The 12,369-nt window shown below is 26.0% G+C and carries 13 protein-coding genes; 1 reads left to right on the forward strand and 12 read right to left on the reverse strand.

Annotated features, from left to right (window positions below; all coding sequences use genetic code 11):
- Nucleotides 1-26: 26 nt before the first annotated feature.
- The 3 genes from C7447_RS02440 to C7447_RS02450 all read right to left on the reverse strand — a co-directional run bounded on the left by C7447_RS02440 (nt 27) and on the right by C7447_RS02450 (nt 2,095).
- Nucleotides 27-1,223 (reverse strand): 3-coathanger stack domain-containing protein, encoded by a 1,197-nt coding sequence (locus C7447_RS02440; RefSeq protein WP_148868591.1) that lies wholly within the window; start codon nt 1,221-1,223, stop codon nt 27-29.
- A 36-nt stretch (nt 1,224-1,259) separates the two neighbouring features.
- Nucleotides 1,260-1,691, reverse strand: coding sequence for a tail fiber protein (locus C7447_RS02445; RefSeq protein ID WP_148868592.1), 432 nt, complete (start codon nt 1,689-1,691; stop codon nt 1,260-1,262).
- Nucleotides 1,692-1,810: 119 nt separating this feature from the next.
- On the reverse strand, nt 1,811-2,095 hold the full coding sequence (locus tag C7447_RS02450) for a hypothetical protein (protein WP_148868593.1): 285 nt from the start codon (nt 2,093-2,095) through the stop codon (nt 1,811-1,813).
- Between the two features lie 105 nt (nt 2,096-2,200).
- On the opposite strand from C7447_RS02450, the gene C7447_RS02455 reads away from it, so the two are divergent.
- Nucleotides 2,201-2,770, forward strand: coding sequence for a response regulator transcription factor (locus C7447_RS02455; RefSeq protein ID WP_148868594.1), 570 nt, complete (start codon nt 2,201-2,203; stop codon nt 2,768-2,770).
- On the opposite strand, the gene C7447_RS02460 is transcribed toward C7447_RS02455, so the two are convergent.
- The 9 genes from C7447_RS02460 to C7447_RS02500 are packed head-to-tail and all read right to left on the reverse strand — an operon-like array spanning nt 2,753 to nt 12,366.
- A complete protein-coding gene (locus tag C7447_RS02460) occupies nt 2,753-3,523 on the reverse strand; it encodes a glycosyltransferase family 2 protein (protein WP_148868595.1) in 771 nt (256 codons plus the stop codon). The genes C7447_RS02455 and C7447_RS02460 overlap by 18 nt on opposite strands.
- Entirely contained in the window at nt 3,523-4,878 is a 1,356-nt protein-coding gene (locus C7447_RS02465; RefSeq protein ID WP_148868596.1) for an undecaprenyl-phosphate glucose phosphotransferase, read from the reverse strand. The genes C7447_RS02460 and C7447_RS02465 overlap by 1 nt, the downstream gene beginning before the upstream one ends.
- Entirely contained in the window at nt 4,868-5,995 is a 1,128-nt protein-coding gene (locus tag C7447_RS02470; RefSeq protein WP_170245878.1) for a glycosyltransferase, read from the reverse strand. Before C7447_RS02470 ends, C7447_RS02465 begins: the two co-directional genes overlap by 11 nt.
- Complete coding sequence (locus C7447_RS02475) at nt 5,988-7,343, reverse strand: O-antigen ligase family protein (protein WP_148868598.1); 1,356 nt, start codon at nt 7,341-7,343, stop codon at nt 5,988-5,990. Before C7447_RS02475 ends, C7447_RS02470 begins: the two co-directional genes overlap by 8 nt.
- Nucleotides 7,340-8,401 carry a hypothetical protein gene (locus tag C7447_RS02480; RefSeq protein WP_148868599.1) on the reverse strand — a complete coding sequence of 354 codons (1,062 nt, stop codon included), beginning with the start codon at nt 8,399-8,401 and terminating at the stop codon, nt 7,340-7,342. The genes C7447_RS02475 and C7447_RS02480 overlap by 4 nt, the downstream gene beginning before the upstream one ends.
- A complete protein-coding gene (locus tag C7447_RS02485; protein ID WP_148868600.1) occupies nt 8,382-9,446 on the reverse strand; it encodes a glycosyltransferase in 1,065 nt (354 codons plus the stop codon). Before C7447_RS02485 ends, C7447_RS02480 begins: the two co-directional genes overlap by 20 nt.
- Nucleotides 9,443-10,747: an MATE family efflux transporter gene (locus C7447_RS02490; RefSeq protein ID WP_148868601.1), complete on the reverse strand. Its 1,305-nt coding sequence runs from the start codon at nt 10,745-10,747 to the stop codon at nt 9,443-9,445. Before C7447_RS02490 ends, C7447_RS02485 begins: the two co-directional genes overlap by 4 nt.
- Nucleotides 10,734-11,279, reverse strand: coding sequence for a dTDP-4-dehydrorhamnose 3,5-epimerase (gene rfbC, locus C7447_RS02495; RefSeq protein ID WP_148868602.1), 546 nt, complete (start codon nt 11,277-11,279; stop codon nt 10,734-10,736). Before rfbC ends, C7447_RS02490 begins: the two co-directional genes overlap by 14 nt.
- A gap of 49 nt (nt 11,280-11,328) precedes the next feature.
- Entirely contained in the window at nt 11,329-12,366 is a 1,038-nt protein-coding gene (locus C7447_RS02500; RefSeq protein WP_148868603.1) for a hypothetical protein, read from the reverse strand.
- Nucleotides 12,367-12,369: the final 3 nt, after the last annotated feature.

Raw genomic sequence — 12,369 nt, forward strand, 5'->3', positions numbered from 1 at the left:
TCTTTTTTATAATCTTGGTTTTAAATTTATTCTTTAATCACTTTTTTAGTGATTAATTCACCATTATTTAAAAAGACTCTTAAAACATAAATTCCTTTAGGTAAATTTTGAGTGTTAATTGTCTGTAGGTTCTCTTTTCCTTCAAATAGAACCTCATTAAATAGGGTAGTAAAGTTCCAATGATTTATTGATTCTTCACTTTTTATAAAAATATTCTCTTTTGTTGGGTTTGGATATACGCTTACAATTTCATTAGATTTTAAAATATTAAGATCTTCACTATTTGTCGTAAGTTCTTCCTGAGAATTAGAACTTTTAGCTAAAGAAGGTCTACCTGCTGTACAATCTTCTATAAATGCTCTGAAATTTGTACCTGATTGCACATGAAATCCAGGGTTTAAAATAACTTTATTTTCAGCTTTAAATGTGACAGGGTAGGATGTATTTATAATGTTTGTAGCTATTATGGTATTAGAAACTTCTACAGAAACGGTTCCTTGATTTTGATAGATATCCTCATCAATAGTAACATTTTCAGTACAACTGGCACTTGAAGTTGTGAAGTTTTTTATAGAGCCCCAATTATCACTATATATACCATTTGAACATTTGGAACGGACTCTCCATTGATAATCAGTATTTGCACTTAAATTAGTTATTGTTTTACTGGTACTACTAGTAGTACCAGTTGTCCAAGAACTAAAACTAGATTTCTTATACTGATATTGATAACCACTATTGTTTGCAACACTTGACCAATTTAATTTAGCACTGTTCTCTGTTATATCATTTGTGTTTGATGACGAGGGTGCATTTAAATTACAAGTAGCATAATTATATGTTACATTTATAGTTATAGGTTTTTCATGATATCCTCCTCTATTATCAAAATAGACAGCTTTAAAAGTATATGTTGATATTGTTGTGAAATTAACATTCCGTTTAAATCTAAATACCATATCAGTGACATCACCGACAAACAAAATTGGATTTGTATAACCTATTGATAATAAACCATTATCTGGAATGGAAATATAATCAGTAGCACTTCCTGAACAAGAACCGGTTTCTCCTCCATAACAATTAACTCTTATACTCGCTAGTATTTCTTCATTAGAATTTCCAGAAACATTTAAGGTTTGTGGAGTGTAAGTAAGATAGTTTTGTGAAAAACCAGAAAGACATATAATTAAGGATAATGTAAATATTATTCTTTTCATCATAATTTTAAAATTTTAAGTTAAACTTTGATGAAACAATTACTTAACATCTGTTAATTTCTTCTCTAACGTTTTAATACGTTTTTCTTGTTCTATTGTATACAATGTTAATTCTTCAATTTTTTGAAGTAATAAGTTGGTCATTTCTTTTAAATGTAAACCTTCTTCTTGTATTTGTTTTGCTGATGGCATTTCAGGTAAATGATTGTTCTTTTTGGTAAATATTTCAACTTCTTCTAAAGTTGGCATTTTATAATCTTCTTTTAAAGAAGAAGAACCTATATAATATTTTTCAAATACATAATCGGCAGGAACTGCTAAATCTACTTTTACTTCTTCACAATGTATTTTACCTTTTACAGTAAGTTTGCTGTCTGGGTTTACTGAGCCTATACCAACATTACCATTATAGTTAATTCTTAATCTATTTTGACCACCAGTAAAAAAATCCACTCCAAAATAACCAGACATATAAGCATTATTACCATTTGCTGGGCTTGAGTTATCCTGAAAATGATGAAAACCAAAACCATAATGGTTTAAATATTTACCATCATATAAAAAATCGTCGCCTTCACTTTGATATTGTATTATACCTGCAGAGCTGTTATCCGTATTAGAAGCTTCATATATTTTTGTATAGTCAATCCTTTACCACTTACTGTTACCCCACTTGAAAAATCTCCATCATAGTTTATTATTAATTCATTTGTTCCAGAAACTAATGCTCGTTTCCAGATCAAATCATTTGTAGAATAATTTCTCATTAATAAATCTCCATTATCATTATTTAAATTAAAGGAATTATTAAGTAACTGCCCAAAAGAGACAAAACTGACTAAAGAAAGTAATAAAACAAAAAATAAATTTTTCATAGTTAAAAAGGTTTAAGGTTAGAATACTCAAAGATTATAATTTTATAAACATTTGTAAATACCATAATTAGGGTATTTTTTGTAAGTTTAAATAAAACTAAAACTATGAAAAAGATAGAAGTAGTATTAGTTGATGATCATCAATTATTTATAGAAGGTGTAATAGCTTTAATGAAAACAGAACAATATTTTAATGTTATCTCTTTTAATAAAGCAGCAAGTGCTCTTGCCAAGTTAAGTGATTATTGTCCTGATATATTGATTGCTGATATGTCTATGCCAGAAATGAATGGTTTAGAGTTAATACAAAAGGTAAAAAAGGTACATAAAAATTTAATAATATTGGTTGTAAGTGCAAATGAAAAAATGATACCTTACCATTTAATTGATGGTTATCTTAATAAAAGTGAATGTGCATTTAAATTAATCTCAATTATAAAAAATATAGTTTTAGAAAATATCGACTACTCTAAACCACAAAAACCGATTACAAATAGAGAAAAAGAAATAATAACATTAATTACAAAGGGACATAAACTTGAAAAAATAGCATCTTTAACAAACACCAGTTCACATACTGTTATAACACATAAAAAAAATATTTATAAAAAATTAGAAATAAATAGTATTACAGAGCTTGTAAAGAAGGCTTTTTATTTAGGACTTGTTGACTAACCCCCACTTTTTAAAATATTTATAAGCTGAAGATAAATGATAATACAATAATTTAATTTTTTTTGAAGAACCTTGTCTCTTAACGTGTTGGATTTTTACATTTGGATAATACATTTTTCGCTTACCAGTATTATCTATTTTTTTACAAATATCAACATCTTCCATATATAGAAAATAGCGTTCATCAAATCCGTTAATTTTAACAAAATCATCAGTTTTAAATAACATAAAACAACCATGGATAAAATCAGGGTAAAAAGACCTTGACAAATCTAGATCTCTGTACTCTTGTTGATGAACTCTCGTTTTAAAAACATTTAACCTTCTAATAATTAAATCTAAAAATGCAGGGTATTTTCTGGCAGTAAACTGATATTTCCCATTTGGGTATTCTACTTTTGGAGAAATCATAGTTAAAGTTTCATCTTTCTCTAATTGATGAATTAATTCTGATATAATTCCTGATTCAAATACAACATCAGGATTTAAAATTAAATGATAATTAGAATAATTTTTTATATGATCAATAACTTGATTGTTTGCTTTTGAAAAACCTATATTTTTATTATTAAAGACATATTCAGTTTCAGGATGATTAAACTTTTCTTGTAGTATATTTTCTTTTGAGTTATCAATTAAAAAAAGTTTTTTTGAAAACGGAATTTGAAGAAAACTGTCAACCGTTTTTTTCAATTCGGTATAATTCTCATTGTAAAGAACAATCGTTGAAGATATTTGAGTTTTAGTGTTCATTAATAAGCGTTTTCATCTCCTTTAAATACGTTTATAATGGTTTTAAAAATTATTTTAACATCTAAATAAAACGACCAATTTTCAATATAAAAAATATCGAATCGAACCCTATTTTTTATATCATTCTTTTTCTTAATTTCACCTCTGTAACCACTCACTTGTGCTAAACCCGTTATTCCTGGTTTTACAGCATGCCTATCCATATAATTATCAACTTCTTTTTCATATTCAACAGCTAAACTTCTCATATGAGGTCTTGGTCCCACTACACTCATATTTCCTAAAAAAACATTAAAAAACTGTGGGAGTTCATCAATACTAGTTTTTCGAATAAAAGCACCTATTTTGGTTACTCTATGATCATTTTTTGTAGCATGTAATTGATCTGCTTCCTTGTTTTTTTGCATCGAACGAAATTTATAACACACAAAATGATGTCCATTCAAACCTTCACGTTCTTGTTTAAAAAACAAAGGTCCTTTAGATTCTAACTTTATGAATATCCACAAAAGTGGAGTTAACCAAGACATGATAAGGAGAATGATAAAAAAAGAAAAAAGAACATCAAAAATTCTTTTTAAAATATGATTCTCAATAAAATCAAAAGGAAGCTTTTTTATACTTAAAACTTTAAAAGTATCATCATAAAATTGTACTTGTTGGTTTTTACTGTATAATTCATTAGCATTAGGAATTAACTTTAACTGTATATGATTCTCGTTCGTGAATTTAGTAAGTTTTTTTAGCTGCTTTTTTTCTAATACTGATAATGTTGCATAAACTTCATTGGTGTTATTCTTAATTATAAAATCAAAAATTTCTGTATCTAGACCTAAATAAAGAGGGTTTTTAGATGGTTTCTTAGAAAAAAATCCTTGCACTGTATATCCTAAACTCTTTTTCTCTTGAAAAAGAGATATTATTTTTTTTGAGGTATTATCTCTTTCTAAAAACACAACTTTACGATAGTTTTTACCATGTTTTCTATACTTTTTTATAAGGATAAAGAAAATAAGTTTAACGAAAGCCAAAGAGATAATTGTTATGAAAAGGGTTTTAAATTGTGTGTTAACAACAACCCCTTCTTTAAAAATACCGAAATAGGCGAAAAAACCTAATGTAAAAAGAGTTGCTTGAATAAAAAGTTGAGAAACGAGTCTGAAAGGACTTGTATATCGATATACTTTATAATATCCGGTTATTAATGAGGTTATGATCCAAAATAATGATAAAGAAAGATTGAAAAAATAATATTGATGTATTTTTTCAAAAATAGAAAGCACAACAATATTAATTATTAATACATCAATTATTAATAACAAAGGATATATATATATTGAATATCTATTTTTCAATGTTAACTTCTTTAGTATAAATTTTTTCTAAAACTTGAATATTGTTTTTTATATCAAACTCTAAAATAAATTTTTGTTTTGAGGCTACAGACATTTTATCTAGTAATTCTGTATTATAGTATAAACGTACAATTGCAGTAGCTAACTCTACTTCATTTTCTCCAACTAAAAAACCGTTTTTGGTATCTTCAACTAAATCTTTGTTGCCATCTATATTTGTTAATACACAAGCTTTAGATAACATTAATGCTTCTATAGCGGCATAAGGTAATCCTTCGTATCTTGATGATGAAATGTAAAATAAGCTTTTTTGTAATATTGATAAAGATTCTTCTCTAGGCAACCATTCTACTAGCGTAATATTAGAATCCAAATCAAGCTTTTTAATTTGATTTTTTATATATTCCAAGGAAGGAGAGTATAAACCGACTCCCAAGATTACTAAATGAATATTTTTGATGCTTTTTTTAGCCATGTGTATAGCATTTATTAACAACTCTGTGTTTTTTTGATAAGAAGGTCTACCAATGGTACAAATAAATTGAGAAGGAAGTTTTTCTGGTAATTTTGATTTAGTTTTAATGGTAGTTTCTTCAACAGAGTTATTCCATAAAAGAACTTTATTCTTCTGAAACTTTAAATCTTTAATGGCTCTTTTGTATTCTGATTGGGAACAAGCAAGTGTTTTGGCAGGAGTTAATCTAAATAGTTTTTCAACAAATTTATAGAAAATAGCTTTAAGTTTACTTTCTGTACTTAAATAAGAAAAAGCGTGTGGTGTATATAGAACAGGTATCTTTAGATATATACCTGCTAATCTTCCTAAGATTCCTGCTTTAGCACTATGACAATGGATAAGATTAGGTTTTATTCTTTTTAAAACTCTAATAAGTTTTATTAGAACTTTTATATCGTTTATTATACTTATTTCACGTTGTATATTGATATGGTATTTTTCTAATTCTTCTCCTACTGAATTCTTTAACTCAATATTATTGTCTTTTTCATTACATACGATAATATTTAGATACTTATTAGCATTCAAATACTTAGATAATAGTTGAATATATACCCCAACACCACCAATTGGTTTCGCTATGTGAACTATTTTAATCATTCCAATAATTTTTGTTGACATATAAAAGATTAAAAAAAGTAAATAGTAATATTCCTTTTCCTCTAACTAAAATAGACTCGGTAATCATAACAATTAAAAAAAAGATAAAAATATACGGGTTGATATTACTGTTCTTACCTAGTTGAATTATTAAGAATAAAAAAAACACTAGGCCTATACTCCCCATCCCTATAAAGAAATGTACATACTGATTATGAGAATTTATAGGATGATAATATTTATACCCATCATTAATGATTTTATTAGATATATGAGGTCTTACGTTTTGCATTCCAACACCAAGAGGCCATTTACTTTTAAGCTCTTCAAACGTATATTTGTAGGTCAAATACCTAAGAGGTATGTTTTTCCAGGATTCTTTAATTAACTCTTTTTTATTATTTGTTTTTATAATTGTGTAAAGGTTTGAAAATTCATCAAGACCCTGGTTAAAACGAGGTGTTTTATAACCAATGAAAATCACACCAATTATAACTAGCCCTAGTGATAAAATCTTATGATAAGGTTTAAGAGTTACTTTTTTATATCCAAAAAATAAGAGTACTATAATAAAAGCAATTAAAGACATTCTTGCACCTACATATAAAAGCAAAAAAGTATTAAATATTATAATAAAAAAATCTTTTATTGGGTTAAAAACGGGAGTATTTTTAAGGTTGTTTGTTAAAAATAATATATTACAAATTGTTAAATACAAACCAAAATAAACATGTGTTAGCCCGATAGGCTCAGAAAATTGAGGATTTGTTTTTAAAAATAATGTACCATTATAAAAATTAACTAAAAACAAAGAAACAGAAGCAATTAAACAAGATGTTATAAATACTCTTATAGTTTTTAGTAGTGAAATGGTAAACCCGTAATATTTTGTTCCAATGAATAAAAAAGGAATAATGAAAAAGTATATAAAAACATCTAATCCTTTAAAGCGAGGAGGGAAAATTATAGAGTTTATAGTTATAAGAGTAAATAGTAATAGAAATAAGTACTCAAAATAATTGAAATTTTTATCTCTTTCTGTTGATTTTGTCTTCTTGTAAATAGCTAAAAATAATAGTAATAATATAATAGTTATAACTTTAAAAACATCACCAACGTAAATAGAAGAAAAGACTAATAAGTAAAAAAAAGTATGAAAAAACTTATCTATTGTTGTTTTCTTTCTTAAAATTAAAAAAAATAAATAAAAGGCAAATAGCACTATACCTATTGTTGTGTAGGTTGCCAGTTTACCAATACTCAACATAACTAATAAATATAATAATATAGAAGAATAATTAGTTGCTCTATTTTGTGTATTAAATTGTATTTTATTTATTAATTTCATTTTTTTTCTCTAAAACTATTGTAATATAATCCGTAATAAATAAAAGGAAAAATCCCTATTTTATGCCTTATTGCAGATCCTAAATCTGGCTCAAAAACTCCTTGAACTATAAAGAAGGAAAAAATTATGTAAAAAATCCAGATATCATAATTATCAGAAATTCCTTGTTTAAGGCATCGTTCATATCTGATAAAAAGGATTATAAATAATAGTATTTGCCATATTACAAAAGCTAAAATTTGAGGTGAAGTTATATGTTTTAATCCGTTAAAAGGTAAGTTTACAGAAAAGAAACCATAAACAATACCAAAAGATTCTCCATACCAAGTATCTGTTTTAACAGGAGAGTATATTGCAGAGTTATTTTCTCCATCATTTTTACGAAACTCATTAAAAGACTCTCTAGTTTTTTGAGAAATGAATTGTCCTTTAATAAGTCCATAGCTTAATGATACACCAATTGCAATCAATAAACCATAAAAGAGAGTTGCTAGCTTTTTATTTTTAATATTAACTCTACTAATGAAATAAAATATTAAGGTTAATAATACGATCAACATATAGTATTCTCTGAAAAAATACCCAAAGAAAGTTAATATTAGAAGTGTTATTATTACAGTTGTTTTTACTGAAAAGTTTTTTTTTATAAATAAAAGAACAATTAAAGCCACCAAAAGGTAATTTATAAATTCTTTAGTAGGCATACATAAAAACACGCCAATTAATAAAAAACTGATATATATAACAATATTTTTTGTGGTAATTTTATGAAAATTTTTAGGGACTCCAATTTTATAGGTTAACACTATTACAATTAAAAACTGAATTAAACCTATTAAACTAAAAGAAAGGTGTTTCAAGCCAGTAATTTTATAAAACAAAATAGTAAAAGGGTAACTTCCTTTCCAACCAATTTCATTATATAAATCGTAAACAATAATATCTGTGTCATTAAAAAAACGACTGGGTAAAAAGTAAACACCTAATGTTGCAATTAATAAACCCAAAAAAGAGAAAAACAGAAACGCAAGCGTGTTTTTAGGTATAGTAAGCTTCATTATTAATTAATATTTGTTCAATAGAGTTGGTGGTAGTTTCCCAAGATAAACTATCCTTCTTATTAGACAGCAATTTAGTTATTTTTAAATTTTTATGGGTGTTTGTAAAAGCTTCTTTAATTGTGTTAACTAAACTGTTTTTATTTGGTTCACACCAAAAACATTCGTTTTTATTTAATTGCTCATTAAGTCCACCAACATTAGTGCAAATCATAGGTAAATTAGCACCAATACCTAAAGAAATTATACCAGATTGGGTGGCTTCTGTATAGGGAATAACTAATACGTTTGCCCATGTCAATAATTCACCAATTTCTTTATCAGATAAATATTTATTTATTAATTTTATTTTTGGGTGCTTGGGTATTTTTAATGGATATAGTACAGATCCCGCTATAATTAACTCATCAAAATAGCTTTCAGCTTCAATGGCACTATCAATTAAAAGTTCAATGCCTTTATATCTATCAATTCTTCCAATAAAAAGTAGGTTTTTTGTTGATATACTCCTGTTTTCTAATGAAAAATATTCATTATCTAAAACAGGGTGTGGTACAATATAATTAGGCTTATATACCTTAATTTTTTCTTCTACAGTTTTTTTAACATAATTGGTTAAAAAAATTAATTCTGATGAACTTTTAATTCTTATGTTAGATAAATATTGTGTAAAAAAAGTTTTTTCTCCCGTATGTAAAATACCATCATGTACTGTAAAAACAATCCTTTTTTTTAATAGTTTAAAGGCTAAAATAAAAGGAATATCCCATAAATGTTTATATGGTATATATAATACATTGTAGTTGTTTTTGATTTTGGGTAATAGTTTGATTAAAATAAAAGGGAGATAAAAGAACGTATTAATAACAAACGAGAATTTATTTTTGTATGTAGTTATTTCAATACTGTTTTTTAAAGGTTTTTTATTAATTCGATTTTTTGATACTAAAATATCATAATTCAAAGAAAAATTTTCTGATATATTTTCAGCATATTCGGGTAAAGAACCAGTTCTACCTAAAGATAAAATCAATGCTTTGTTCATAACCACCCTAACATTAAAATTCTATCTTTTTTATAAATAATAATTACAGATAAAATATTCCAAAAGAAAAGACTAAAACTAAAAGATATGGCTGCTCCAACCATTCCATATATCGGAATTAAATAAAAATTTAATATAAAGTTAATTAAAACAGCAACCGTTAAAATATTTTGAAATTGTTTTTGTTTACCTGTCATGTTTAAATATACTGCCGTTGATCCAAAAAAAGAACAAACACCTTGACTTAAAACCATAATTTTTAGTGCTGTTTCAGAGGCAATATACTCTTCACCAAAAAAACTTAAAATTTGACTAGAAAAAGTAACAATTAATATACATAGAATTAAAGAACCTATGAACATAAATTTAGTGCCTTGGTTCAAGATTTTTTTTAATTCAATTATTTTTTTTAAGGTATATAATTCAGCGATTTTTGAGGCAATATTTATATTAATAGCATTTATAACTAAAGCAATTATAAGAACAAATTTAACCGCAACACTATAATATGCAATCGTTTGATTATTGGTGTATTTTTTTAAAAACAAAACATCAATACTTTGTAATAAAAAGAATGCCATGCCGCTAATTGCCATAGGGTAAGATTTTTTAAAAACCTCCGTCATACCAATATAATTATTTGGTTTTGCTGCTGATTTTTTAAACTTATTAAAAACCTGATAGGTAGAAATAATTCCAATTAAAATAAAACCAATTAAATATACATTTATGAGTAATTGATTTTCTTCAAGGTAATTAATTAAAATAGCGCCTAAAAAGAATGGAAGATATTTTATAATATTTCTGTATAATTCTGATAAGGTAGTGTAATTAAGAGTCCTTAGAACTTCAAAATTAAGAATAGAAATGCTATAAAAAAAGATAATCATTGTTGTATTAAATATCAAGAAATAAGTGTCTAAATCATTAAAAAAACTATTAATAAATTCCTTATTTAATAAAAAAACAATAGTAGTTAAAACCAAATAAGCCATAAAAATTAAGCTAATCATTTTTATATAAATAGATTTTATATGTTGTTTTTCTTTTACACCGTTAAGTTTACCAGCAAAGTATAAAATAGAGTGTTCTGTACCTAAAAGGGTTAAGCTACCAAAAACAAGTAAAAATGATCTAACAAAATCATATTTGCCAATAAGACTCGCAGAAAAATTATTAGTTAAAAATAACGTTACTCCAAATAGTAATGTTACACCTAAAACCCTTAATATTAAAACGCTTAAAGTTTTAAAAAGTAAATTAAAACGGGGGTTTGATATATGTTTTTTAGGAAAAATCAATGGAAAATGTAGTTAGTTTCTTATCCTTCTTTGATAAATTTATTTCATTTTCTGAAAGCATCCAATCAATACCTAAACCAGGGTCATTATAAATAATTCCACCTTCAGCTTTTGGATTGTAATAATTATCACATTTGTAACTAAAAATTGTATTGTCTTCTAATACAGCGTATCCATGGGCAAAACCTCTAGGAACAAATAATTGCTTTTTGTTTTCATCGGATAAAATGATTGAAAAATATTTACCGAAGGTTTTAGAACTTGGGCGAATATCCACTGCAACATCTAATACCTTTCCTTTGATTACTCTAACCAGTTTAGCTTGTGCAAATTCTCCTTGTTGAAAATGTAAGCCCCTTAAAACACCTCGGTTTGAAAAAGCTTCATTATCTTGAACAAAATTTATATTTAATCCAGTTTGTTCTTTAAATACTTTTGAATTAAAACTTTCGTAAAAATAACCTCTATGATCACTAAAAACAGGTGGTTCAATTACAAAACAACCTTCTAAAAAAGTTTTTTCAATCTTCATTTTTAATAAGAAATAAGTTATTGAAATACACTCAAAAAAACGTTACTGATTAATTTTGGTAATTTTCTAAATAACGATTCAATTTTATCAATAACAATAATAAAATCATTAAAATGGCTCCCAATAAAGCAAATTGAAATGCTTGATTTTTTTGAATTTCCTTAATTTCATGGCCAACAGGTTGAAAATTAGAGATGACATTAATCACAGCTGTTTTTTCTGCAAGGTCTTCACTAATTTTCTTTAAGTCTTTATTTAACTCTCGATTGGTTTTAAACAACTCCAATTCTTTGCTGATACTTTGTTTACCACCCAAATCGATATTGGTTCCAGAGGTTGTTTTTTTAGCCTCCTCCAATAAGACTTTTTTGTATACGTAATGTAAAGAATCTGCTTGAGCTAAGTTTTTACGAATTAATAACTCTGTCGTACTTAGATTTTCATTATTTATCTTTCTTAGATTATTAAAATATTCGTTTTCAGTAATAGACCCAATGATTGCCTTATCTAATTTTTTAAAAATATTGTTTTTAGTAGCCTGTACGTTAATGTTATGAATTTGATAATCGTATTGCGTAAACATATTTTTAAACTTGTTAAAAGAGTAACTTTTAACTGTTAGGGTGTCTACAGATAAGATTAATTCATCGTAAGAGGTTAAAATATCATTTTCATTAATAATTGGATAAATTTCAAATTTTCTTAAAGAAGCGGCATCATCCATAGAAATATTGAATGTTTTAGCTAATAAAGCAGTGTCTTTCTGTTTTACCAAATCATTATAATAATTAATGTTGTTGTATAGCTGTCTAGAGCTCTTAAAGTTTGGTTGCACTTGAAGATTATCAACATATTTAGTATTGTTAGTATATTCAATAAATATACCTAGAACCCCACCTATTATAGCAGCTAATCCTATTTTTATAATATTAGACTTTAAGAATAATAAAACTTGAATAAAAAAATCAAAAATGCTATTGAAAAGTGAGCCTATAAAACTAAAAAAATTAGAAAATCCTTTGCCAATAATGACAAACAAAGAGCCTAAATCTACCTCTTCCTCGCTATTTTTATTAATGTTCGGCATGTA

The organism is Tenacibaculum adriaticum, from assembly GCF_008124875.1.
In the GTDB taxonomy this organism is placed as follows: Bacteria; Bacteroidota; Bacteroidia; order Flavobacteriales; family Flavobacteriaceae; genus Polaribacter; species Polaribacter adriaticus.

Bases quoted from the DNA above. Each gene is read 5' to 3' on its own strand.
- C7447_RS02445 (WP_148868592.1), bottom strand. From the start codon at position 1,691: ATGTCTGGTTATTTTGGAGTGGATTTTTTTACTGGTGGTCAAAATAGA.
- C7447_RS02485 (WP_148868600.1), bottom strand. From the start codon at position 9,446: ATGAACAAAGCATTGATTTTATCTTTAGGTAGAACTGGTTCTTTACCC.
- C7447_RS02440 (WP_148868591.1), bottom strand. From the start codon at position 1,223: ATGATGAAAAGAATAATATTTACATTATCCTTAATTATATGTCTTTCT.
- C7447_RS02460 (WP_148868595.1), bottom strand. From the start codon at position 3,523: ATGAACACTAAAACTCAAATATCTTCAACGATTGTTCTTTACAATGAG.
- C7447_RS02470 (WP_170245878.1), bottom strand. From the start codon at position 5,995: ATGATTAAAATAGTTCACATAGCGAAACCAATTGGTGGTGTTGGGGTA.
- rfbC (WP_148868602.1), bottom strand. From the start codon at position 11,279: ATGAAGATTGAAAAAACTTTTTTAGAAGGTTGTTTTGTAATTGAACCA.
- C7447_RS02455 (WP_148868594.1), top strand. From the start codon at position 2,201: ATGAAAAAGATAGAAGTAGTATTAGTTGATGATCATCAATTATTTATA.
- C7447_RS02475 (WP_148868598.1), bottom strand. From the start codon at position 7,343: ATGAAATTAATAAATAAAATACAATTTAATACACAAAATAGAGCAACT.
- C7447_RS02480 (WP_148868599.1), bottom strand. From the start codon at position 8,401: ATGAAGCTTACTATACCTAAAAACACGCTTGCGTTTCTGTTTTTCTCT.
- C7447_RS02450 (WP_148868593.1), bottom strand. From the start codon at position 2,095: ATGAAAAATTTATTTTTTGTTTTATTACTTTCTTTAGTCAGTTTTGTC.
- C7447_RS02500 (WP_148868603.1), bottom strand. From the start codon at position 12,366: ATGCCGAACATTAATAAAAATAGCGAGGAAGAGGTAGATTTAGGCTCT.